Genomic DNA, 22,797 nt, shown 5'->3' on the forward strand with positions numbered 1-22,797 from the left:
CAGATCGAAATGACATTGAATCTGAAATTCCTGCGTGTCCAGAGCGGGATGACCCTCGAGCAATTGGCATCCGATTCCTGCCTGACCAGAAGCTATCTCTCCAAGCTCGAGCGAGGTCTGCCCTCGCCGTCGATCGGGTCGGCGCTCAAGATCGCCGAGGCGCTCGGCACCACGCTGGACCGCCTGTACGGGCAGAACAACGACAAGGATCTAGTCGCGGTCGTACGGGCCAGAAACGGAAAGCCGGGCGAGCCGGATACCTATCTGTCACTGGTGGCGGGGCTCGCTCCTGAAAGGCTGATGCGAGCATTCATTGTCCGGCCGGGTCGGACCGCCCAGCGCGGTCGCATCATGAGCCATCACGAAGGCGAGGAAATCCTGTTCATCCTGACCGGAAAGATCGAGTTACACATCGGAAAGCGCAAGGAAGTCCTCAGTCCCGGCGATTGCGTGCAGTTCGAATCCACCATACCGCACAAGCTCACCGCGATGACGTCAGAGCCGGCGTCAGCACTGGTCGTGATTGCTGCCAAAGGCGATTGATGGCATCAGCCTGTGCGGCGTGCAAAGAGCAGGGTCACGCCGAGCCCGCACATGACAGCGCCTGATGCTTGCCGTGTCCTTCTAATGAATGACGGTCGCTTGGCAAAACCATCCTTCGCCCGCGCGGCCCAGTAGGTCACAATCAGGTCCACGCTCGTATTGAGCGCAACCGAGATGAGGCCGAGCGCGATGAACTGCACGGCGACATTCGCGGATGGGTCGACGAACTGCGGAATGAACGCGAGAAAGAACGCGGCCGTCTTCGGATTGAGCGCCTCGACGACGATGCCTTCGCGAAAGCCCGGCGCGCGCCGGTCGTCTGCACCTCGGCAGGTTCGACTATGCGCGCTTCACGCCATGTCTTGATTCCGAGCCAAATGAGGTAAAAGGCGCCAGCTATCTTCAATGCCGTGAATGCCTCGGCGCTGGCCATGATAAGTGCTGATATTCCGACGGCGCCCCCGATAACGTGTACGAGGCCGCCGAGACCAAGACCGACGCTTGACGCCAGGCCTTCCGCTCTTCCACCTGCAAGCGTTCGCGCTACGATGTAGAAAATGCCGGGCCCCGGCGTGATTGCCACGACTATCGCTGCCGCAAGGAATACAAGGAACGTTTGAAGGCTGAGCATCATTTACCGAAGGGCGTACATTGTCTGGGTTCGAACCTTGGGCGGGATCGAGCACAACCGCCTCCGCTCTCCGATTCTATCGGCTCAAGAACGATTGTCCACATCTTTGCTTGCGACCTGCGCGCGCCACCGTTTGACTAAGTCCCGCCGGCGACCCGGATAGCGATCGGCCTGGAGCTCTACCCGCTCCATTCGATCAACACGGAATACTCGAAAATCCTGACGTAGCTCGCACCAAGCCGCGGCAAATCGCTGAGATTCTATGAATCCGAGCGAGATCGGCCAAATTACGCGTTCCGTCGCAGCGCCGTGAAAGTCGCGATAAGCTAGAAGGACTTTGCACTGCTGGCGCATACTCCGCCGCAGCACAGCTGGATCGACCGACGTGGGCGGCGTTGGTTTTGGGGAGACATGAAAGGGGCCATCGTGAAGATGACGGCGTAAGTCGGGCGGCAGTACCGCGTCAATTTTGGCGAGCGCGTTCTGGGCAGCGCCAGCGAGGCTATCGTCTGTTTGTCCGCGAACCCATTGAGCGCCGAGGGCTAAGGCATGAATCTCTTCTTCCGAGAACATCAAAGGGGGCAGCAAAAAGCCGGGCTTCAAAACATAACCGACGCTTGACTCTCCATCGATGTCCGCGCCTATGGAGCGTAGCGTGGAAATATCCCGACGAATGGTCCGCAGAGACACTCCGGCTTCACGAGCAAGTTCTACCCCCGCGACCGGTTGCCGGTGACTGCGCAGAATCTGCATAAGGTCGAACAGGCGATGGCTCTTGGACATGCAAGCCCATATCGTGACTAATGCCAGTTGTGGAAACCAAGTCTCAGTGAGATCGACGGGGGGCTGTTGAGGAGGCTCGCCGCTCATCCAATCTACGGATCTGACGGCAACCCAGTTCCACCAAGCACTCGATCGGCAAATGTGCGAATGTCATGGACGAACTGTTCGGGTTCTTCCCAAGCACCAAAGTGGCCGCCACTGGCCGCTTCACTCCAGTGAACAATGTTGAACCAGCGCTCACCCCACGAACGCGGCGCGGGTAGAATATCCTTAGGGAATACAGTGACGCCAACCGGCACTGTTCCTCTCGCGGGTGGGATACGCCCCTCAGGATCGGAGAAGCTTTCGGTATAAAGTCTCATCGAAGACCCAATCGTACCGGTCGCCCAATACAGGGTTAGGTTCGCGCAAAGGGCGTCGAGCCCATAGCGCTGCTCAACGTCGCCGTCGCTCCAGCTTCGATATTTCTCGATGATCCATGCGGCGAGGCCAGCCGGACTGTCATTGAGCCCGTAGCTCAGCGTCTGCGGCTTGGTGCCTTGAATCAGGGCATATGCTCCTTCGGCGAACTGCCAGCCTTGCGCTTCACCGAAGTAGGCCTGCTCTTCGGGCGTCGGATACTTCGGATGCGGGTAGTTCCAATAGACATTGCTCAAGTGCATGCCCAGGAGCCGATCGGGATGATGGCGCCTAATCCGGTCAACAACCAGGGAGCCCCAGTCGCTACCGTGCGCCACGAAACGCTCATAGCCGAGATCGCTCATAAGCGTGACGAACAGCGCTGAGATACGAGTACCGTTCATGCCGGGCTTGGTTGGCCGATCGGAGAAGCCGTAGCCCGGCAGCGCGGGCGCGACCACGTGGAAGCCGGCTGAGGTCAGGCGCGGAATAACGTGGAGATACTCGAAAATGGAGCTCGGCCAGCCGTTGACGAGGAGCAGTGGCACCGCGTCAGGTTTCTCCGAACGAACATGCACTAGATGGAGACCGGCGCCGTCGACCACTGCCCGAAACTGTGGCAAGGCGTTGAGTTGGAGCTCGGCCTCCCGCCAGTTGAAGCGCTCCGCCCAGTACTCGCAAAAGCGCTGAAGGAAGCTGAGCTCGGTGCCCTGGCGCCAATCCTGCCCCTCGAGCTGGTCGGGCCACCGCGTGCGTCTGAGACGCGAGCGCAGATCGTCTATAACCCCGTCAGCAATGTTCGCATGAAATGATTGCATGAGTAGCCTCTTGTCGTCTCGATTCGTCGTGGTCATAGTCATGCCAGTCATCATGTTTTCGCGTGATCGACGAAGATGATGAGGGTATAGCCCAGCGCCGGGACAGATCTTGTCACCATGCTGAAGCTCCGATATGCGCAGCGAAACGACCATATGCACGAATTTGATCAGTTGCCAGAAGATGACGGTTGCGGCGATACAGGTGGCAGACATGTATGTGTGGTCGCATTGGTCGTAGCGAGTATGGACGCGGCACCAGTCCTCGAGCCTACCGAGTATGTTTTCGATCTTGGGGCGCTGGCGAAAGGAGGAGCAAATTGCTCATGGCAGTGTTTACGCGCCGCCAATGGATCAACCCCGAATGGCCATCACAGCGCCTAAAGGAGTCTAGCTCTCCCTTGAGGGATCGCTCTTCTCCTCCAGGCGATAGCGGAAATCGCAATGATCGGCGCCTCCCATGATCGTCTGCGTGCGCGTCAGTTTGAGCCGGGAATCGTAGCCCTCGCAGAAGGCGCCGTCCCGGTTGCGCGACAGAAGATGGCCGATAGCGCCGAGGCCCATTTCACGATAGGTCTCGGCGTAGCGGCAGCGACGAACGTTGAAATCGAATTGATCGTCAGTAGCCGTCAAGACCTCGACCGTCAGCGCGTCGTCCTTGGTCCATAGTGCTTGGATGTCCTGAAACGTCCGCATGCTGGTGCCGTCCGGCGCTTGCGCGGCGAAATGCTCGCCGCTCTCGATGGCCGCGCGCCGGATCGCCGTCTCGATCACGGCTTTTGCCTGTTCCTCGCCGAAGCGTTCGCGCATTTCGGCAAAGATCGGGGCGATAATTCCGGCCTCGATACGCCGCCGCTCCAGAATTCCGATCTCGCTCTCCAGCGGAGAACCGGACGGCTTGGTGTCGATCGCTTCGATGTGATTGGCCAAAATAGTCTCCATTTCAGTCGCTGGCCGCCACCAAACGGATCGTCATGATGACGTCTGATCGACGGGCAGCTCGTCGTAGCGTCCGAAGTGATACAGCAGCGCAGAGCAAATCCAACTTGCGATGAAGATGGTCACAATGATGTATCCGAGGTCGTCCATATGGGCGTTCAGGCTGCGGATGGCGCTCCATACACCCTCGTCCAGCCCAAGCTTCTCGCTCAACAGTCCGAGCACCTCGAGTCCGCCGATGAAGATTGCGATAATGACAGATACGAACGTCAATGTCAGGTTGTACCAGAGCTTGCGGATCGGCTTGACGAAGGCCCAGCCATAAGCACCCGTCATCAACATGCTGTCCGCGGTGTCCATCAGGGTCATTCCTGCTGCGAAGAGCAGTGGAAACAGCAAGATCGTCCAGAACGATGTCCCCTGCGCCGCCTGGGTGGCAGATATCCCAAACAGGCCGATCTCGGTAGCAGTATCAAAGCCGAGGCCGAACATGAACCCGACCGGGAACATGTGCCACGATCTCGTAACAATGTTGAACAGAGGCCGAAACAGCCGGCTCAGTGGCCCCTGTATCGACAGCAGCGGGTCGATCTGCTCGCTCGTGACGGCCTCGCCGCGGTAGACGCGCAGGAATGCCGCCCACACCGATTTTAGAATGAAGTAGTTGGCCAGCCCGATCGCCAACAGGAAGAAGGCCGACACCAGGGTACGGATCAAGTTGAAGTTCCCGAAGGCGCTGATGTCGATCGACAACGCGGTCCCGGAAATCGCGATCGACGCCAGCATGACGATGCTCGAATGACCGAGAGCGAAGTAAAAGCCTACCAGGGACGCGGGCTTCTGCTCCTGCATCAGTTTTCGAACGACATTGTCGATGGCGGCAATGTGGTCCGGATCGAACGCGTGGCGCAGGCCGAAGACATAGGCGAGGAGTGCCGTTCCGAGCAGCTCGGGCCGTCCAGAAAGTGCCTGCAATGTCCATGTCCAGATGGCGACGTTTGCAGCGAGGATGAGGGTGAGCGTAATCAGGTTGTTCGTCGTCTGCCGAGGCCTTGGATGGCTCACCATAGATGCTGCACCGAGTCTTCCATGCTCCATAGCGTTTACTGGATCAGTCGGCTTCCTGCAAATTCGTGTACTCGGAGCGGGTCGTCGGATGTTCTGCGTTATGTCTGTATTCCGCCGGCGGCGCCTGGAACGCACGAACGAATGCGCGGCGCATGTTTGCCGGGCTGCCGAATCCGACTCGGTGGGAAATTTGCTGAATCGAGAGCGCCGTTGTCTCCAGAAGGATGCGGGCGGCTTCGACCCTGATACTTTCGATGAAACGGGCCGGAGTCGTCATCATCTCGTACATGAACGCACGGCTGAAGTTACGAGAGCTCATCGCGGCGCGTTTGGCGAGCGCATCGACCGAAAGGTCTGCGTCGAGATTCGTCAGCGCCCAATCCATGACGTGACTGATCTGGCTATTTCGGATCGATTGCGCCTTGAGAAATTCGCTGATCTGCGGCTGGTTGCCCGGCCGCCGCAGAAAGATGACCAGCATCCTGGCGACATCGAGAAATGTCGCCCGGCCACAGTCGTTCTCGATGAGATAGAGGCACAAGTCGATGCCGGCCATTCCGCCGACCGCGGTGTAATAAGAGCCGTCACGAACAAAAAGCCGGTCCGGCTCGACGTGAACTTTCGGAAACATCGCCAAGAACCGCCCGGTGTCGTCGCGATGCGTCGCGACGCGTCGCCGGTCGAGCAAGCCGGCGGACGCGAGGACGAACGTTCCTGTGCAGGTCGCGCAAATCCGGCGCGCCGACGGCGCACTTCGGACAACCCAATCGATCAGTGGCTCATTATCCTCAGTCGTCTGAAGTTCGTGACTGCCGGCGACCAGGATCGTGTCGTAGGAGTTATCAAGCTCGGGTCCGATGACCTTGTCGGGAAGCATGCGCACACCGGAGGAGCCCACGATGGGCCCCGATCTCGTGGCGATCAGATCGACCTTGTAGCAAACTGGCGTCGTCGATGATCGGCTCGCTTCGTTGAACGCGTCGATCGGCCCCATGAAGTCGATCGCGTTGGCGCCGTTGACGACAACGATTCCGACCCGAATGATTTGCGCGGGTGCCCCGTGATCATCTGTGGATGGCCCGAGGGCTGGAGGTCCAAAGTGCGTCATCGATTCTGCCGCGGATAGTCGGTGATCGAGGCGTGTCGCGGACAAACTCCGTCACCCCCAGCTCGGCCTCCGCCGGATTGCGGGCTCGCCAGCTCTCGACCAGGCAAGTTGCAGGGTTACAAATGTAATGGAATTGGCCTCGCGGGGGCGGCCAATCTCACGTCGACATCGGCCATTTGCGCCCGAAAGACCGCCGTCTGCAGGGCGATGTCGCGTAAGAGCCCGTAGGTTTGCGGAGGGCAAGTGTCATTACTGCCGGAGGAGGCTGCGGGGCCCTTCTGACGATCAGCAGAAATGCATCTGTTCGCTACGAGCGGCCGCCGGCGGGATAGGGCGCGGTGATGTGGCTCGTGCCCGCCCACGCACTGCGAAATCTCAGGCGGTACTCGCCCGGGCCGATGCCGAGGTTGCGGATGAACGCCCGTCTCATGCCGTCGGCATTGCCGAAGCCGCATCGTATCGCGATTTGTTGCAACGACTTTGCGCTATCTTCGAGAAGCAAGCGCGCTGCGTCCAACCTGGCCGCGTCCACGAATTCGGTGGGCGTCATGTTCATCTCCTGGCGGAACACGCGCGTAAAATTCCGGACGCTCATTCCGGCTTGCTCGGCCAGATTGTCGACCGAGAGCGGGGCGGTGAGATTGTCGAGAACGTATTGCTGAACCTGCTGAATCCTGCTCTTGCCCGACATTTGCGCGGCGAGGTGCGCGCTGAACTGCGACTGCCCGCCGGGGCGCTTCAGGAACATGACCATATAGCGCGCGACGATCAGCGCCAGCTCGCGTCCGTAATCTTCCTCGACGAGGGCGAGCGCGAGGTCCATCCCGGCTGTGACACCGGCCGTCGTGCAAAGATTGCCGTCCCTGATGAATATCTGATCGGAATCCACGTCGAGGTCAGGATACTCATTCCGCAAGCGCGTGGCGCATTCCCAATGCGTCGTCACGCGTTTGCCTTCGAGCAGGCCCGCCGCCGCGAGCAGGAAGACGCCGGTGCAGACAGAGCCGAGGCGCCGCACCGTGCCGGCCCTGCGCCGCAGCCATTGAACCATGGCGGGATCGACCGCCGCAAATGACGGGTCGCCGCCGACCAGGAGCGTGTCGATCGGTTCGTCGGGATCGAAGATATGACGATCAGCCACGAACCGCAGTCCGCCCGTTCCTCGCACCGGATCAGCCGACCCGGCGATCACCTGCACGGTGTAAGCGTTCGGATCTCCAAGCCGCTTGGCCGCCTCCCAGAACACCTCGGCCGGGCCCACAATGTCGAGAGACTGAACCCCTGGTGGAGCAAGCAAGGCGATGCGCATCAACAATCCTCAATCGAGATCAATTGTTATGCAACTTTCATTCCCGTTGTTCGCCGCGAATGCGTCAGTTTCGGCCAAACTTGCGCGATATTCGGACAACCATGCTGCAGCAATTAAGACTTGAGCCGTTCGGCACTTATAGCACACGGGGGAGGCGCCGAACCTGAGCGTCGCGATGTGCACTGCGACACGTGCTCGCTTATCAGGATGCCGCGGCGCCTTGGTTGCCGAGTCCGGACCTTTCGACCATTGTCTCAAGCACTGTGAGCCAGATCTCGTAATAGTCCCAGCTCGGATCGGACTTGTCGTGAGTGGCTTCCCACGCGGCGATCGTGGCTATCAGTTCCGAACGGAAGTCGTCCCATTCGAACACCCCCTGCTTGGAGAGGGCCAATGCCATGCCAAAAGCCTGACGCTGCCAAGGCGCGCCGAAGCAGAGGCTTCCGTTGTCCTTGGGCGGCATGTCGGATTGCCCCAACATGCTGCCCAAGGCGAAATGCTCGAAATTCGTCTGCATGGACGGCTCAAGTTCCGGGCGGTTTGACGACGGCGACGCCCATCATCGATTCCGGAGTGACGAGTGATGCCAGCTGCTCTTCGCTGAAGCCGTCAGTGCCCGCGGGCCGCTCAGGAACGACGAACCAGCGAATCTGGGCGCTGCTGTCCCAGGTTTTGATTTCTTTGCTCGGGTCGATATCAAGGCCGAACTCGCTGAGTACCTTGCGTGGCTCTCTCGCCGCGCGCGCGCGGAAGGATGGATCCTTGTACCAATAGGGGGGCAGACCAAGTATCGGCCAAGGGTAGCACGAACAAAGCGTGCAGATGATGAGATTATGCACCTCGGGCGTGTTGATCGCCGCTTTCATGTGCTCGCCTTCAGCACCGGCGCCCTTGGTAACGAAATTCATCTTCTCGACAGCGGCCATGGTGTCTTCGGCGAGAAGCGTCTTGAAGTCCGGATCGATCCACGCTTTGGCAACGAGTTTGGCGCCGTTGAACGGCCCCATCTCGGTGGCGAAGATCGCCATGATCTTGTCGACGGTCTCGTTGGTGATGACGCCCTTCTCAATGAGGAGGGCCTCCAGCGCGCGTGCACGCGCCGCATTCGCCGCTTCACGGTCCTTCGAATGCTCGAATCGCTCCATCTCGGTTCCTCAGGATGCAGTCGTGGGCTCGAGATAGGCCTCGAACAAGTCCGCGTAGAAAGTAAAGTTCGTCTCGGTATTGCCGGGCCAAAGATCCTCGGGATCGAACTTGACGCAGTACACCGTCATTGCCTGCCCGATTCCGTCGGGTCCGGTGTCGCAAAGGTAGGTGTAAGCGTCGGGGTAGACGCTATCGACGATGCCGACTTTGTTTCGGAGATGACCGGGTAAGCGGGTATGTTCGACCGATTTCGGATCGGCGACCTTGACCGTGTCTCCGGCGGCGAAACGGGGCGAGGCTGTGCGATCGCGTTTCGGATCGTCTCCGATTAGCAGATACTTCCGTACGCGAGCATCGACCTTGGCGTCGCCACCTTCAGGCATCGCGGGAGACGACGACAGGAAGGCTTTGGTGCGCGCGTCGAGCTCTGCCTGGGTGATGTACCCCTTGGCGACGAAGTATCCGGAGATGCCGCCGAGCCACTTTTCATAATAGCGGAACTTGAAGTAGTCGAACGGGTTCATCGACTCTGCGCCTTTGCGCAGGTCTGCCCATGTCCACACGGTATTGAACGTACTGGGCGTCGCTTCGAGGTCGAGTTGCGGGCTCAGCGCCATCATCGCCGTGTGGATCCCGAAGATGCGCTCCTCCCAGGCCTCGACGAACACACGTGTTTCGAGAGTGAGCGGATCGAGGCCTTCCAGGCCTCCGAGATAGTGTTGTAGCTTCATGCTGGAAACCGCTTTTCCTCAGGGTGAGCATGCCGCCGCCGGAGGCGGCCAGTAACGACGGATTTTTCGAATCCGGCCACGCCTCCGGTCAGCATGGAAGCGCACTTGGCGAGCCGGACTACCGATCCGTGTCAGGCAACGAGACTTGCGTCCTTCTCGGTCAGTTCGGCAATCTCGCCGCGAATTTGAGCCGCATCGAGACCTCTTCCAATAAAGACGATCGCGCTGACGCGAGGCTCGTTGGCGGTCCATGCGCGCCCTGGCCGTCCGTCGAGCGTCATGTGGACGCCGTGAAAGACCCAACGGCGCGCTTCGCTTGCCAGGGACAGAATGCCTTTACAGCGCAGGAGGCCTTCACCGTTCTTTTGGACGAAAGCGTTCAGCCAGCGAAAGAAACGAGGTCCGTCCAGGGGCCGATCCTCGCGGACTTCCACGCTGATTACGGATTGATCGTGCTCGTGCTCGAGGTCGGAGAGCAGTAGCGGCTCGATGGCCAGACAGTTCTTCAGATCGAAAGCCCGGACGTCGATGATCGAGGTGACGTTCACCCGGCCCTCGATCGGGGTCACCACGCGAACCATTGGATTGATGGACCGGATGACCGCTTCCGTCTTGGCGAGGGCGCCATCTTCAGCCAGATCCAGCTTGCTGATGACCGCGATGTCGGCAAAGGCGATCTGCTCGGCCGCGACGTTCTCGCCGGAGCTCTGGTCGGCAAGCCATCGATCGATGTGGGTGGCGTCCACCACCGTCACGACCGCATCGAGCGTGGTCGTAGCCGATAGGGCCTCGTCAACAATGAAGCTCTGAATGACGGGGGCGGGGTCGGCCAGGCCCGTGGTCTCGATGAGAATCCGGCGAATGCGCCTTGGCCCGGATAGAAGCCTGGTGATCGTTGTAACCAGATCCGTGCGGACCGTGCAGCAGATGCAGCCATTGTTGATCTGGAGAATTTCCTCGTCAACGCCAACGACCAGTTCGGCATCAATGCTGATGGCCCCAAACTCGTTGACGATGACAGCGGAGTCAGCCATCAGCCCGCTCTCGAGGAGCTGATTTAGCAGCGTCGTCTTGCCCGATCCCAGAAAGCCGGTCAGTACAGTAACTGGAATTTTTTGCGATGCCGTCATCGACCCCTGCGCTTCTTTGCACGACTACTCCGCCGGGGAGGCTAGTTTTGCGATGCGGGACGCCGCAACTTCCGTGAGCGTGCAAATCCTGCCAAACAGCATCAACATCGTGCACGGGCTGCGCAAATGCCTCGATACTTAAGCATCTAGTAAGACGGTGGATCCAAGGCTGTCGATCATATTTCTGGTCGTGAGAGCCCCATGTCCTTTCGTGGTTTGAAAGCCAAGTTTCTTCTCATCATTGCTGTCGCGCTCGCAGGCATGATCGCTCTGGTACCAATCGCGCTGTACAATATCCGCGCCCAGATGATGACGGATCGACAAGCCAAGATACAGCAGATGGTCGATGTCGGGCACGGGATCCTGGCGCACTATTACAAGCTCGAAACTGACGGAAAGCTCGGTCGGGAGCAAGCCCAGGCGGCGGCGCTCGTTGAGATCAAGGGGCTGCGCTACGACAAGGTCGAGTTCTTCTGGATCAACGACATGGTCCCGCACATGATCATGAGTCCAGCCAAGCCGGAGCTCGATGGCAAACCGGTAGGGGATTTCAAGGATCCGTCCGGCAAATACCTGTTTCGGAGCTTTGTCGACATCGTCCAGAAGCAGGGAGGCGGATTCTACGGATACCTCTGGCCGAAAATGGGCTCCGATCAACCGGTCTCAAAATTGTCTTTCGTCAAAGGATTTGCGCCTTGGGGCTGGATTATCGGGACTGGTATCTATCTCGACGATGTCGACGTGATCTTTCGACAGACGGCCTGGACTTTCGCGTGGATTTGCCTTGGTGTCGTCGTTCTGGTGCTCGCCATTTCCTTGACGATTAGTAGCGCCGTGACGCGGTCGCTTATCACGATCACCTCTCTTACCGAGAAACTTGCTTCGGGCGAAGACGATTTCGAAGTACCGTACACGACCCGTCGCGACGAGGTCGGAAGTCTCGCCCGGGCCTTACGTGTCTTCAAGGAAAATGCGACCGCCGTGCGCAAGATGCACAGCGACCAACAGGAGCTTAAGCAGAGGGCCGATGAGGATAAGCGCAAGACGATGATCGAGCTCGCCGGCAAGTTCCAGGCGAGCGTCGAAACCGTCGTGCGTGAGGTTTTCGACGAAGCGAATGAAATGCAGAAGGCCGCCGAGAGCATGTCGGCGAGCGCCGATCAGGCCAACGGACGGGCAAACTCGGTTGCGGAGGCGTGTCGCGAGGCCTCCGGGAACGTGCAAATGGTCGCCTCGGCGGCCAGCCAATTGTCAGCTTCGATCAACGAGATCAGCCATCGCGTGACCCAGGCGGCTCAGGTTGCCGACAAGGCGGCGAGCGACGGACAGCGTGCGAATGCGACCGTTCAAGGGCTCGCAACAGCGGCTTCAAAAATCGGCGAAGTCGTTGGCCTCATCAACCAGGTTGCCGCGCAGACGAATCTGCTTGCGCTGAACGCCACGATCGAGGCGGCGCGTGCCGGCGAGGCGGGGAGAGGCTTTACCGTCGTCGCTGCAGAGGTAAAGTCGCTCGCGACGCAGACCGCCAAGGCGACCGACGAGATTGGTGCGCAGATTTCGTCGATCCAGGCCGAGACGGCCTCCGTGGTCGGTAATATTCAAAGCATTCTGGCGACCATAACCGAAGTCAACGAGATATCGTCTTCAATCGCCTCAGCAGTCGAGGAGCAGGGCGTCGCAACGCAAGCCATCGCACAAAGCGTGCGAGACGCCGCATCCGGCACGAACCGGGTTTCGCAGAACATCTCCGACGTGAGTACCGCCACGTCAGAAACGGGCGAGGTGGCCGGCACCGTGCTGGGGTCGAGCGCGCGCCTGACCGGTAAGCTGCGGCTGCTGCAAGACGAAGTCAGCAGCTTCGTTGCAAGTGTCAGGGCGGCATAGGTCTGCATAGAGCAGAGAAGGTGCGGCGCCAGTGGATAAAAGTTCAGAGTCTATTTCGTTGTGCGTGCAGATGCCTTCTGACAGCGCGCTCTCGCCGGATGATTTTAGGACCCATTTTGGACCAGCGATCATCGAGTTGCTGCTGACGACGGAGCGGGCTGCACATCTCATCGCCGCTATTTGCAAGGAGATGCCCGACACGACCGAAAAGAAAAAGCTTGTCAATCAGCGGTGTAAGCTTGTTCCTCAGGCGATATATTTGCGACGGCTACTCAGAGACGCGGGGGTGATTGCAAGCCAGCCAACGCAGTTGACTGTTGTCGACATGTTGCAGAGCGATGCACCGACCTTCAACCGATATCCAGCGCCTTGGATAGCTCGCAAACGAGGCACAGGGGACATGGCTATTATCACGTCGCGCTGACGGATTTGTGGGGCACGGCCGAGGCGCGTTCAGGCGAAGGCCGGCTTTGGGCTTGGCAGGCGCGCAGATCTGGGCTCGCGGCTACTGGCTTTGTTCTCCCAAGAGTCGGTAGAGATGTGCGCGGCTGATGCCCAGTAGCTCGGCTGCGCGGCGTTTGTTGCCTCCGGATCGCTGCAGGGCAGCTCGAATTTCCGTGGCGGTCTGCGACTGGATGCGCTGCTTGAGTGGTTGCGGCACGAGGTCCACATCCGGCGCTTTTATTGGACTAGCGGTGAGTGTCATCAGCCGGCCCGTTACGAGGAACCGGGTGAGCACGTTCTCCAGTTCTCGGACGTTGCCTGGCCATCTGTGCGCAACAAGCGACGTCATCTCTTTTCGGCTCAGATCTCTCGGTACTGCGTCCAGCCGGGCTGCGATCCGCAGCAGCAATTGTCGGGCGAGAAATTCGATGTCATCGCGATCGCGAAGGGAAGGGACGTCAACAGGCAGTACGCTGAGGCGGTAATAGAGGTCCTGTCTGAAGCGGCCTGTGCGAGCCAGTTCCGGAAGTGAGTGGTTGGTCGCGCAAACCACGCGGGCCTTGACGGCGATCGGGGTCGTGCCGCCGACGCGCACGATCTCGTTTGTTTGGAGAACGCGCAGCAGGCTCCCCTGCAGGTGCAGCGGCATATCTCCGATCTCGTCGAGGAATAGGGTGCCGCCGGAAGCCAGCTCGAATTTCCCGAGCTTTCCACGACTACGCGCGCCGGTGAACGCGCCGCCTTCGTAACCGAACAACTCAGCTTCGATCAGTTCGCCTGGAATCGAAGCGCAATTGATCCAAACGAACGGCCCTTCGGATCTGCTAGAACTCGCGTGGATGGCATGAGCGGCCAATTCCTTGCCGGAACCGGTCTCGCCCGAGATCAGCACGGGGAGATCGTGTCCGGCGACTACCTCGAGCGAGTCGCGGTAAACATCCATGAACTCGCCTTGGCCAACGATGTCGCTCATGCTGAATCGGGAGCGCCAAGGCTTGTTGCCCTGGGGCATCTCCAACTCGGCTTGTGTAGCCCGTCGGAAGGTCCTCTTCAGGGCGCCGAGATCCGAGAACAGGGCCAGGCCGACCGCGCCGATGATCTGGCCGTCCTGGAGCACGGGAACCTGTCGCGTGATGAGCTGGTGGCCACGCACCTTCAACGGATACCCAACATGGCTTCCTTGCCCGCGGGCGACGAGATGAAGCTTGGTCTGTGGCCCCACCACGTCGGTGATGTGTCGCCCGACGAAGTCGTCCGCTGGACCTCCGAGGAGCCTGCAGTATGGCTGGTTGATCAAGACAATCGTGCCGGACGTATCAACCGCGACGAGGCAGTCCGAGACGTGATCGAGAACAAGCCTCAGGAAGCCTGCCTCTTCCGACGATCCAGCAATCCACTGCGAAAGGACCATGGCGCAGTTCCAACTCTTGAGGTGTCACTGTAATGCGACAAGTGTGTCACGTAACTGATACACTAACTCCACCATCCATCGGCGTCAAACCACGGGGTCTTTCCCGACCACCGGGATTTGGGTCGCTCTGTCATTGGGTTAGGCGGCGTCGCGCGGCGAGAAACTGAAGTGGCACGCCGCTTGCGAACCTCTCGTTAGGAAACCAAAATCGGGAGGAGCGGAATGACACCCATTAGAACCATCACAATCGGGGACACGGTCGTTCAGGTGTCGGGAGAGGGGATGCCGCTGGTGTTCGTGCACGGCTTCACGACCACGGCGGAGTTCTGGCGCGAGCAGGTCGAGGCGTTCTCTGCCCGTCACCAGATGGTCCGCATCAATCTGCCCGGTCACGGCCGCTCACCACGTCCCGAAGATCGGAGCTATACGATCGAGGCCTTCGTCGAAGACGTGCTTAAAGTTTATCGCGCGTTGGCAATCGACTCGGCAGTCCTCGTAGGACTTTCGATGGGCGGCACCGTGGCGCAGAGCTTCACGCTGTCCTACCCCGAGCGTGTAAAGGCGCTGGTGCTCGTCGGAGCCACGCCGCACGGACTGGGCGCCGACGTCAACGTCGACAACGTGCTCAAAGCCATCGATGATCTGGGCGTGGTCGCGGCAAGCCAGAAAGTCATCGAGCGATCCTTCGGTTCTGCTGCACGCCCTGCGCTCATCGACTTCGCCAAGAACGAGGTCGCGCAGACGCCAGCCTTCGTGGCCCGTCAGGCGATCGCCTCGCTCAATGCGTCGGATAGCCGCGCAAGGCTTGGCGAGATCCGCGTGCCGACGCTGGTCGTCGTCGGTGAAGAGGACATCATCACTCCGCCAAGCGAGTCGGTAGCTTTGGCCAGCAACATTCCCAACAGCGCGCTTTTTTACGTGTCAACAGCAGGGCATTTTCCAATGCTCGAGCGGCCGGATACGTTCAATCGCTTGTTGGGGGATTTCCTGGCGCGGCAGGGCCTGTCGCCGCCACGCCTTGCGGAAGCAACGTCTCAATTGAATCAAAACGTTTGACGCGGGAGCACAAGATGTCAGTTCACGCCATTGAATCGGAAACCCGTCTCGCTTCCCAACATCTGGATCGCGACACCAAACGCATCATCTTCGCGGCTGCCCTCGGCACCGTGTTCGAATGGTACGACTTCTTCATCTACGGCTCATTGGCCGCATTCTTCAGTACGCTCTTTTTCCCAAAGGGAAATGAAACAGCGGCATTGCTCGCCGCCTTGGCGACATTCGGAGCGGGCTTCGTCCTTCGCCCGTTTGGCGCTGTCGTCTTCGGGCGGCTCGGTGATCTCGTCGGGCGCAAGAAAACGTTTCTCGTTACCATGCTGGTGATGGGCCTCGCCACCGCGGCGGTCGGGCTGCTGCCGACCTTCGAGATGTTTGGCTGGTGGGCACCGACCATCCTGGTCGGCCTGCGCCTGCTGCAAGGTCTCGCGGTTGGCGGCGAGTTCGGAGGCGCCGTGACATATGTTGCGGAGCACTCCGAAGCAGATCGGAGAGGTTTCACGACAAGCTGGATCCAGATCACGGCGACGCTGGGACTGTTCCTCTCGCTTGTCGTGATCCTTTTGTGTCGTTCTTCGATGTCAGCGGAGAGTTTCGCGAGCTGGGGGTGGCGCGTACCGTTCATCGGATCGATCGCCCTTCTGGTCCTCTCCCTTTACATCCGCCTCAAGCTGCACGAATCGCCGGTGTTCCAGCAGATGAAGGCTGAAGGAAAGGGCTCGAAGAATCCGGTCGCCGATACGTTCGGTGACCGCCGCAATCTGCGTCTGGTGCTCGTTGCAATCTTCGGCGTCGTGGCTGGTCAGGCCGTGATCTGGTACACGGGGCATTTCTACAGCCTGTATTTCATGACGACCGTGCTGAAGATGAGCCTCGAACAGGCGAACTTCTATCTGCTCGTCGCACTGGCTCTTGGTACGCCGTTCTTTCTGTTGTTCGGCTGGCTATCCGACAAGATTGGTCGCAAGCCGATCGTCGTTGCGGGATGCGCCTTGTCGGCGCTGTTGATCAACCCTCTCTTTCAGGGGCTGGCAACTTACGGCAATCCGGCGCTCGCGGAGTTCCGCTCGAAAACAGCTGTGGTGATACACGCAAACGATTGTACCGAAGACCAGTCGATGTTCGGTCAACTCTTCAGCCCCCAAGCGACGAAAGAGTGCACCCGCGTGAAGTCGTTCCTGACCGCGCGCGCCGTTCCTTACATCGTGAAGGCCGATGCGGCAGCTCTCACCGTCCAGATCGACGATGAGGCGGCCGTACCCTTCGATGAGGCCAAGGTCCTCAAGATGCTCACCGAGAGGGGCCTGCCGGCATTGAAGGCGCTGGCGGAGCCCAACGGTCCCATGGTCATCGCAGTGCTCTTCGCCCTCGTGTTTCTGGCGACGATGGTTTATGGCCCGCTCGGAGCTCTTCTGGTCGAACTGTTCCCGGTGCGCATCAGATACAGCGGCGTCTCTGTGGCGCTGCAACTCGGCAACGGCTGGATCGGTGGATTTGCACCGTTCGTCGCAACCGCAGTCGTCATCGCAACTGGCAACATCTTCGGTGGGCTCTGGTACACCATCGCGTTCGCAGCTTCGACGGCGATCATCGGAGCTCTGCTGCTGCCGGAAACCCGCGGTCGCGACATCAATAGCTGATCGCGCGAGCCTTTTGGGAGCCGGCGAGATCGACATATCGCGCTCGTCGGTTCTCAAGCCTTGGGTTGGTGGCGCTGGGCTTCCGACACGGGCCGGGCCGCAGATCAGCTGGCAGACCGGCTCGTCTGCTCAATCTCGTTAGACTGGGATGGCCGCTGCTGGCTTCTGCCGTTGGATTGTGGAAGGCGCAATCGCGCCTTCGCGGTGACGAAAAATGCAATCACTCAGGCCAAGCATGCGGCTTCTTAACGCTGGAAGGCGGCGAGCTGATTTGTTACGTCGATCAGAAACGAGCTCCAAGCTGACATGATCGGGGCTATGTCCGGATCGGACAACGGAGACCCGTTATGGATGTGCCTCCCGCCTTCAGGAATGATGAAATCGCAAATATCCGATCGACCATCCGCTCGATTGCCAAGCCTCGTCACGGCCACGACCGAAGGACTATTCGCCACACCACTGCCGCTCTTCCTCGATGAGACCGCAGGGGAGTAAGGGGTGCTGTACGCTCTCCGTTCGATTGAATGGTTGATGGAGGATGGCCCGCCATGGGCTCAACGTTGCGAACGTAGCGCCGCGGCCGGGTGACCCGCCGCCATCGTCGCTGCGTTCGGCTAATCCGCGGCGATGTTCTTAATGCCATGTGGCTCGACGAGCGCGCCGTAGGTCAAGGGCTGACGCTTGGCGAACATATGAACGTTCGCCATCATATGCTTCTGACGCGCATGGGCGATCTCGATGACCTCCAGGACGACCTTGTGCATATCCGGATAGCACGGAACCGCGACATCAACGTCCCATACCGGAAACTGGGCGGGCAATGCCACCATGCTGCCGCCGCCGAATGGCGCATCGACGCGGTTGGCGAGGACGACAGCGCATCGATTATCCACTGCGCGGGGCACGGCCAGCAACGTCCGCTCTTTGCGATCTTGCAAGCGAGATGGCCACAGGATCACATCGGCGCCGTTGGTTCCGAGGCAACGGGCCGTTTCGGGAAACATCCCGTCATATCCCATCATGATGCCGATGCGCCCGAACTGCGTTTCAATGACGGGGTAGTCCGAACCAGGAGTCGCCCAGGCACGTTCATCCGCAAAAAGGTGGACCTTTCGGTAGGACATCAGCACGTTGCCGTGCGGTCCGATCAGGCAGGACGTCGAATAGAGCTTTCCACTCTCCTCTTCGACGTTCGGCACGAGGATTGCGCATTCTTCCGACTTGCAGAGTTCGCCGAACGTCTCCAGAAGCTGGCCGTTTATCGCGGCCAGCCGCTTCGCCTCGGCCGGGTCGATCCTCCAATTCGGCGATGCGAAATATTCTGGCAGCACCATCAGTTGGACACCGAACCTTGCAGCATGCCCGACTTGCTCCACTACGCGATCGAGGGTCGTGGGCTGAGATTCCGATACATGGCTCTGGATCGCAGCCATGTTGAACGTCATTTCGCCCGGAACAATAGGCCGCTTGCTGACTTCGGCGACTTTGGTGTCTGTGTACGCAGCCGTCAGAATCTTATAGGTTTCGGGCCGGCGGTCTGCGAACTTGTCCGCACCGAGAGTCATGACTTTGTTGTCAGCGAGCGTCGGGTCGATATCGCCGATGGCCATGCCGTGTGTGTCCCAGGCGACCTTAGCGCGCAGATTGCCGCTGGGGTCGACAATCATGCTTCCGCCCGGATAGTAGATCGACCGCTCCTGTCCTGCCTTCGTAGCGGCACATATCCAGACGCCATTCTCGAAAGCGCGAGCAGGACGCCACATTTCAGCCTGATCGATCAGGAAGAAGTTGGCCATGTCGATGATCACCTGTGCCCCACTTAGGGCCGTGCAGCGCGGGATTTCTGGGATACGGCCATCGAAGCAGATCATGAGCCCGACGCGGCCGAGCTCAGTCTCGACGACCGGGAAACCGCGCTCGCCAAACGCGAACCAGTTCTGGTCGTGCGTCGTCAGGAATTGCTTGTGATAGTGGAGCACAAGCTCTCCTTGTCTGTCGAGCAGAATCCCGGTGTTGAACACCTTTTCCGCTTTCGGATCCCATTCCGTGATGCCGCTGGCGACGAACATATCGTTCTCGCGCGCGAGTTTCGCAAGGCCGCTGACAAAGCGCCCGCTGATTGGCTCCGCGACCTTTCGAGCGTGCGAGATTGAATCGTAAAGATATCCGGCGTTCATGCATTCGGGAAAGACGATGAGACGTACGCCCTGAAGGGCAGCCTGTTTCACATAGTGCTCGCAGATTTTAAGATTCGCCTCGACGTTTCCGACTTCGGCGAGCGTCTGCACGGAGGCAGCGCGATATAAATAGGACTTCATGGGATGCTCCGTTAGCCGCGAGAGCGACTTTTGATGAGACGGCGTATGCGATTGCTGACTGGACGCCGCTGCTTCTCAGAGCAGTTTGCGTGCCGAAGTTCGCCTCGTGTCCCCTCGCGGACTCATTTTGGCAGGATTTGAAGTAGCGATGGGCGGATCAGTCGATCCGGTCCTTTAAGGACACATCGAGAGGCAGCGGAATCGATCCAAGGTCGGCAGCGTACAAATTCGGCAAATAGGCGGTCGCCACCCGCCTCGATGTCGGAGGTACCGCTCAACGACCTGCTCATCGAGATCGACCAGCTTATGGCGACGGCCCGCGATCCAATTCAGGAGCCCGCCAACTACGTTGAGGCAACGCCAGGCGCTGCTGCCGCTCGTGGGACATCGCTCGGCGTTCGTGCGGGCTGCGATCTTCCGGGCCCTTAAGGCTCTGCAGGTCGGTGCAGCGCTTGGGCCGGCGGTCGCCGCGCTCGGCGACAATGAGGCGGCGGTGCGCGTTCAGGCGGTCAGCGTGATCGGCCATCTCAAGCTGATCGAGACATTGCCGTCACTGATAGGCGCCACCAGGGACGAGAGTGCGGATGTCAGGCTCGCCGCGGTCAACGCGTTGTCGTTCGCGAGGAACGAAACGGCGTGCCAGGCCGGGGCCGACGCCCTGCGGGATCCGGATTGGCGGGTGAGGGAAGCCGCGAGCGAAGCGATGGGGTGGATCGGTCAGATCGCGGCGGCAAAAGCGCTGGTTGGTGCGCTCGATGATGGCTATTGGCAGGTTCGGCAAAAGGCGCTGCAAAGCCTGGGAAAACTGAGGATCCGTGATGCGGTCGGCTCGATCATCCCCTTTCTCGATGACGCGCTTCCCTCGCTGCGCAAGGACGCTGCTGCGGCGCTCGGCGAGATCGCCGATCCTTGCGCCCGGGACGCGCTCGCTGCGCTGGCGCGCGACGAGGATCCTGACGTTCGCAAGACAGTCAACTGGGCGCTCGAACGGCTCGGGGCCGGCTGAATCAATCCCTGAATAAGATCTGCTCGAGCAGATCGACTCGCCTGATGCGGATGATACTGCCGTCGATCGCGATAATGCGCTTGGCCTCGAAGCGCTTCAGCATCATCGTGACCCATTGCCGCGTGGAGCCGACCATCGCTGCGATCTGATCGTGGGTGACCTTGCGGTTGATGATGACCGTATCGCCGTCGGGAATGCCGTAAAGCTGCGACAGATTCAGGAGATACTGCGCCAGCCGTTCGATCACCGAGCGGGTTCCCAGCATCTGGGCCATGGACGAATAGCATTTGCCCTTGGCGATTAGCCCATCGATCAGTGCAAGCGCGAAGGCCGGCATTTCGACCCGAAGCTTTTGCAATGTTCAAACGCGCGCGCGTGGCGCTTGATGTCGGCATATGATAGCTACCGCCGACATCGGAGTGGTTTCCGGCGAACCACACCTGCTGCAGCCAATCCGGATGCTTGAAATATCGCGCAAGGGCTGCCCCGCACATTCAGCGCGACGGCAGGCCTTTGTCGGGCACTTGCTGCGCCGGTTGTCGGCATTGAGACTCAATGCCAGAAACCTGACAACTACGCGCCGCTACGAAGTGCCTGCTGAGCCTGCGAATTCACTTCGGCACGCGATTTGCTCTGTTCACGGCATCATCACCAATCGCGGTGCGACGGTCTTCGGGACGGACAGGGCGCGCGTCGCTGTTCGCGTCTGGTCCGTTCCGACGGTTTGCTGTGGCAATGACTTGCCGCTCGGTTGTGGACCGAGAAAATGCAGGGAAGTGTTGGATGCGATCTAGAGTTCTTCTTTTGGGAGCCACCACAATTGCGCTCGTCGCGAGCGGTGCAACCAAAGCGGCAGAACTTGCCCGGAGTGAAACTGCCACCGGCGGTGTGGGACTAGTCCGGAGGCTATGTTGGCGGACACGTCGGCGGCGGGCACGGTCGAACCTCCTTCACCAATCCCTACGGTCAGTCGATCTAGGGCGATGCCGACAGGTTCGATGTCACCCGGCGGCACAACCCGCACCTGTCGTTCGGCCAGGGGCCGCATTTCTGCCTGGGCGCTGCGCTGGCGCGCCGGGAGTTGCGATGCGCCTTCCCCGCGCTGTTCGTGCGGCTGGAGGATCTCGCGCTGACCATCGCCGCGGAGGACGTCGTCTACCTGCCGTCTTACGTCATTCGCTGCCCGCAGCGCCTGCCGGTCACCTTCCGCTTAGAGAGTGAAGTGCCACCATGTCCGAACAACCCTTGCCGACGCTGCCGATGTGGCGCGTCGATCACATCGAGCCCTCGCCTGAGATGTTGGCGCTACGCGCCAACGGTCCGATCCACCGCGTGCGCTTCCCGTCCGGGCACGAAGGCTGGTGGGTGACAGGCTACGATGAGGCCAAGGCGGTGCTGTCCGACGCGGCTTTCCGGCCCGCGGGAATGCCGCCGGTGGCATTCACCCCGGATTCGGTGATTCTCGGTTCGCCGGGATGGCTGGTCTCGCACGAGGGGGGCGAGCATTCCCGGTTACGCGCGATCGTGGCGCCGGCCTTCAGCAACGCCAGGGTGAAGCTGCTTGCGCAGCAGGTCGAGGCGATCGCCGCGCAGTTGTTCGACACGCTGGCGGCCCAGCCGCAGCCCGCCGACCTGCGGCGCCACCTCTCCTTTCCGCTTCCGGCCATGGTCATCAGCGCGCTGATGGGCGTGCTCTACGAGGATCACGCGTTTTTCGCCGGGCTGTCCGACGAGGTGATGACGCACCAGCATGAAGGCGGCCCGCGCAGCGCGTCGCGCCTGGCCTGGGGAGAACTGCGCGCCTACATTCGCGGCAAAATGCGGGACAAGCGCCAGGATCCGGGCGACAACCTGCTGACGGATCTGCTCGCGGCGGTCGACCAGGGCAAGGCGACCGAGGAAGAGGCGATCGGCCTGGCGGCGGGCATGCTGGTGGCGGGGCACGAGAGCACCGTCGCGCAGATCGAATTCGGCCTGCTGGCCATGTTCCGCCATCCGCAACAGCGCGAGCGCCTGGTCGGCGATCCATCGCTGGTGGACAAGGCGGTGGATGAAATCCTGCGCATGTACCCGCCGGGCGCGGGCTGGGACGGCATCATGCGCTACCCGAGGACCGAGGTGACCGTCTCGGGCGTCCATATTCCCGCGGAGAGCAAGGTGCTGGTCGGCCTGCCGGCGACGTCGTTCGATCCGCGCCATTTCGACGACCCGGAGATCTTCGACATCGGACGCGACGAAAACCCGCACCTGGCGTTCTCCTACGGGCCGCACTACTGCATCGGCTTGGCGCTGGCCAGGCTGGAGCTCAAGGTGGTGTTCGGTTCGATCTTCCAGCGTTTTCCCGCGCTGCGCCTGGCCGTGGCGCCGGATGAACTGAAGTTGCGCAAGGAGATCATCACTGGTGGGTTCGAGGAGCTCCCGGTGCTCTGGTGATGCGCG

At 60.3% G+C, this 22,797-nt stretch carries 19 protein-coding genes and 2 pseudogenes; 7 read left to right on the forward strand and 14 right to left on the reverse strand.

All coding sequences use genetic code 11. From position 1 onward, the window contains the following. Window positions 1–9 precede the first annotated feature (9 nt). On the forward strand, window positions 10–543 hold the full coding sequence (locus tag ACKWRH_RS06255; protein ID WP_445219755.1) for a helix-turn-helix domain-containing protein: 534 nt from the start codon (window positions 10–12) through the stop codon (window positions 541–543). Between the two features lie 5 nt (window positions 544–548). Here the strand turns inward: ACKWRH_RS06255 and ACKWRH_RS06260 are convergent. From ACKWRH_RS06260 to ACKWRH_RS06310, 11 genes and pseudogenes are all read right to left on the reverse strand, one after another. Continuing rightward, window positions 549–1,174, reverse strand: a pseudogene (locus ACKWRH_RS06260) (LysE family translocator). An 84-nt stretch (window positions 1,175–1,258) separates the two neighbouring features. Continuing rightward, window positions 1,259–1,957: a helix-turn-helix transcriptional regulator gene (locus ACKWRH_RS06265; RefSeq protein WP_445219756.1), complete on the reverse strand. Its 699-nt coding sequence runs from the start codon at window positions 1,955–1,957 to the stop codon at window positions 1,259–1,261. A 92-nt stretch (window positions 1,958–2,049) separates the two neighbouring features. Next, window positions 2,050–3,387: an epoxide hydrolase family protein gene (locus ACKWRH_RS06270; RefSeq protein ID WP_445219757.1), complete on the reverse strand. Its 1,338-nt coding sequence runs from the start codon at window positions 3,385–3,387 to the stop codon at window positions 2,050–2,052. Between the two features lie 174 nt (window positions 3,388–3,561). Then, window positions 3,562–4,101, reverse strand: coding sequence for an L-2-amino-thiazoline-4-carboxylic acid hydrolase (locus tag ACKWRH_RS06275; protein ID WP_445219758.1), 540 nt, complete (start codon window positions 4,099–4,101; stop codon window positions 3,562–3,564). Between the two features lie 42 nt (window positions 4,102–4,143). Next, window positions 4,144–5,178, reverse strand: coding sequence for a HoxN/HupN/NixA family nickel/cobalt transporter (locus tag ACKWRH_RS06280; RefSeq protein ID WP_445219759.1), 1,035 nt, complete (start codon window positions 5,176–5,178; stop codon window positions 4,144–4,146). Between the two features lie 43 nt (window positions 5,179–5,221). Beyond that, window positions 5,222–6,286, reverse strand: coding sequence for a GlxA family transcriptional regulator (locus ACKWRH_RS06285; protein ID WP_445219760.1), 1,065 nt, complete (start codon window positions 6,284–6,286; stop codon window positions 5,222–5,224). A 307-nt stretch (window positions 6,287–6,593) separates the two neighbouring features. Further along, window positions 6,594–7,595: a GlxA family transcriptional regulator gene (locus tag ACKWRH_RS06290; RefSeq protein ID WP_445219761.1), complete on the reverse strand. Its 1,002-nt coding sequence runs from the start codon at window positions 7,593–7,595 to the stop codon at window positions 6,594–6,596. A 202-nt stretch (window positions 7,596–7,797) separates the two neighbouring features. After that, entirely contained in the window at window positions 7,798–8,112 is a 315-nt protein-coding gene (locus ACKWRH_RS06295; protein ID WP_445219762.1) for a nitrile hydratase accessory protein, read from the reverse strand. 7 nt (window positions 8,113–8,119) lie between these two features. Further along, window positions 8,120–8,740 carry a nitrile hydratase subunit alpha gene (gene nthA / locus ACKWRH_RS06300; RefSeq protein ID WP_445219763.1) on the reverse strand — a complete coding sequence of 207 codons (621 nt, stop codon included), beginning with the start codon at window positions 8,738–8,740 and terminating at the stop codon, window positions 8,120–8,122. Between the two features lie 9 nt (window positions 8,741–8,749). Continuing rightward, a complete protein-coding gene (gene nthB / locus ACKWRH_RS06305) occupies window positions 8,750–9,472 on the reverse strand; it encodes a nitrile hydratase subunit beta (protein ID WP_445219764.1) in 723 nt (240 codons plus the stop codon). 131 nt (window positions 9,473–9,603) lie between these two features. After that, window positions 9,604–10,602 (reverse strand): CobW family GTP-binding protein, encoded by a 999-nt coding sequence (locus ACKWRH_RS06310; RefSeq protein ID WP_445219765.1) that lies wholly within the window; start codon window positions 10,600–10,602, stop codon window positions 9,604–9,606. Between the two features lie 201 nt (window positions 10,603–10,803). Between ACKWRH_RS06310 and ACKWRH_RS06315 the strand changes: the two genes are divergently transcribed. Continuing rightward, window positions 10,804–12,486 carry a methyl-accepting chemotaxis protein gene (locus ACKWRH_RS06315; RefSeq protein WP_445219766.1) on the forward strand — a complete coding sequence of 561 codons (1,683 nt, stop codon included), beginning with the start codon at window positions 10,804–10,806 and terminating at the stop codon, window positions 12,484–12,486. A 31-nt stretch (window positions 12,487–12,517) separates the two neighbouring features. Continuing rightward, on the forward strand, window positions 12,518–12,910 hold the full coding sequence (locus ACKWRH_RS06320; protein WP_445219767.1) for a hypothetical protein: 393 nt from the start codon (window positions 12,518–12,520) through the stop codon (window positions 12,908–12,910). Between the two features lie 81 nt (window positions 12,911–12,991). Here the strand turns inward: ACKWRH_RS06320 and ACKWRH_RS06325 are convergent, their stop codons facing one another. Beyond that, window positions 12,992–14,341, reverse strand: coding sequence for a sigma-54 interaction domain-containing protein (locus tag ACKWRH_RS06325; protein ID WP_445219768.1), 1,350 nt, complete (start codon window positions 14,339–14,341; stop codon window positions 12,992–12,994). A gap of 282 nt (window positions 14,342–14,623) precedes the next feature. Between ACKWRH_RS06325 and ACKWRH_RS06330 the strand changes: the two genes are divergently transcribed. Beyond that, window positions 14,624–15,397, forward strand: coding sequence for an alpha/beta fold hydrolase (locus ACKWRH_RS06330; RefSeq protein ID WP_445219769.1), 774 nt, complete (start codon window positions 14,624–14,626; stop codon window positions 15,395–15,397). Between the two features lie 14 nt (window positions 15,398–15,411). Beyond that, window positions 15,412–17,034 carry an MFS transporter gene (locus ACKWRH_RS06335; RefSeq protein ID WP_445219770.1) on the forward strand — a complete coding sequence of 541 codons (1,623 nt, stop codon included), beginning with the start codon at window positions 15,412–15,414 and terminating at the stop codon, window positions 17,032–17,034. Between the two features lie 614 nt (window positions 17,035–17,648). Here the strand turns inward: ACKWRH_RS06335 and ACKWRH_RS06340 are convergent. Beyond that, complete coding sequence (locus ACKWRH_RS06340; protein ID WP_445219771.1) at window positions 17,649–19,352, reverse strand: carbon-nitrogen hydrolase family protein; 1,704 nt, start codon at window positions 19,350–19,352, stop codon at window positions 17,649–17,651. A 349-nt stretch (window positions 19,353–19,701) separates the two neighbouring features. Here ACKWRH_RS06340 and ACKWRH_RS06345 point away from each other — a divergent pair, with 349 nt between their 5' ends. Then, complete coding sequence (locus ACKWRH_RS06345) at window positions 19,702–20,358, forward strand: HEAT repeat domain-containing protein (RefSeq protein ID WP_445219772.1); 657 nt, start codon at window positions 19,702–19,704, stop codon at window positions 20,356–20,358. 1 nt (window position 20,359) lies between these two features. On the opposite strand, the pseudogene ACKWRH_RS06350 reads toward ACKWRH_RS06345, so the two are convergent. Continuing rightward, window positions 20,360–20,716 (reverse strand): annotated as a pseudogene (locus tag ACKWRH_RS06350) (Crp/Fnr family transcriptional regulator); the annotation flags it as partial. A gap of 872 nt (window positions 20,717–21,588) precedes the next feature. Here ACKWRH_RS06350 and ACKWRH_RS06355 point away from each other — a divergent pair. Next, window positions 21,589–22,791 carry a cytochrome P450 gene (locus tag ACKWRH_RS06355; protein WP_445219773.1) on the forward strand — a complete coding sequence of 401 codons (1,203 nt, stop codon included), beginning with the start codon at window positions 21,589–21,591 and terminating at the stop codon, window positions 22,789–22,791. Window positions 22,792–22,797 lie beyond the last annotated feature (6 nt).

Source organism: Bradyrhizobium sp. Pa8 (assembly GCF_052588265.1).

Bases quoted from the DNA above. Each gene is read 5' to 3' on its own strand.
- ACKWRH_RS06255 (WP_445219755.1), top strand. From the start codon at position 10: ATGACATTGAATCTGAAATTCCTGCGTGTCCAGAGCGGGATGACCCTC.
- ACKWRH_RS06265 (WP_445219756.1), bottom strand. From the start codon at position 1,957: ATGTCCAAGAGCCATCGCCTGTTCGACCTTATGCAGATTCTGCGCAGT.
- ACKWRH_RS06270 (WP_445219757.1), bottom strand. From the start codon at position 3,387: ATGTCTGCCACCTGTATCGCCGCAACCGTCATCTTCTGGCAACTGATC.
- ACKWRH_RS06280 (WP_445219759.1), bottom strand. From the start codon at position 5,178: ATGGTGAGCCATCCAAGGCCTCGGCAGACGACGAACAACCTGATTACG.
- ACKWRH_RS06285 (WP_445219760.1), bottom strand. From the start codon at position 6,286: ATGACGCACTTTGGACCTCCAGCCCTCGGGCCATCCACAGATGATCAC.
- ACKWRH_RS06290 (WP_445219761.1), bottom strand. From the start codon at position 7,595: ATGCGCATCGCCTTGCTTGCTCCACCAGGGGTTCAGTCTCTCGACATT.
- ACKWRH_RS06295 (WP_445219762.1), bottom strand. From the start codon at position 8,112: ATGCAGACGAATTTCGAGCATTTCGCCTTGGGCAGCATGTTGGGGCAA.
- nthA (WP_445219763.1), bottom strand. From the start codon at position 8,740: ATGGAGCGATTCGAGCATTCGAAGGACCGTGAAGCGGCGAATGCGGCG.
- nthB (WP_445219764.1), bottom strand. From the start codon at position 9,472: ATGAAGCTACAACACTATCTCGGAGGCCTGGAAGGCCTCGATCCGCTC.
- ACKWRH_RS06310 (WP_445219765.1), bottom strand. From the start codon at position 10,602: ATGACGGCATCGCAAAAAATTCCAGTTACTGTACTGACCGGCTTTCTG.
- ACKWRH_RS06315 (WP_445219766.1), top strand. From the start codon at position 10,804: ATGTCCTTTCGTGGTTTGAAAGCCAAGTTTCTTCTCATCATTGCTGTC.
- ACKWRH_RS06325 (WP_445219768.1), bottom strand. From the start codon at position 14,341: ATGGTCCTTTCGCAGTGGATTGCTGGATCGTCGGAAGAGGCAGGCTTC.
- ACKWRH_RS06330 (WP_445219769.1), top strand. From the start codon at position 14,624: ATGCCGCTGGTGTTCGTGCACGGCTTCACGACCACGGCGGAGTTCTGG.
- ACKWRH_RS06335 (WP_445219770.1), top strand. From the start codon at position 15,412: ATGTCAGTTCACGCCATTGAATCGGAAACCCGTCTCGCTTCCCAACAT.
- ACKWRH_RS06340 (WP_445219771.1), bottom strand. From the start codon at position 19,352: ATGAAGTCCTATTTATATCGCGCTGCCTCCGTGCAGACGCTCGCCGAA.
- ACKWRH_RS06355 (WP_445219773.1), top strand. From the start codon at position 21,589: ATGTCCGAACAACCCTTGCCGACGCTGCCGATGTGGCGCGTCGATCAC.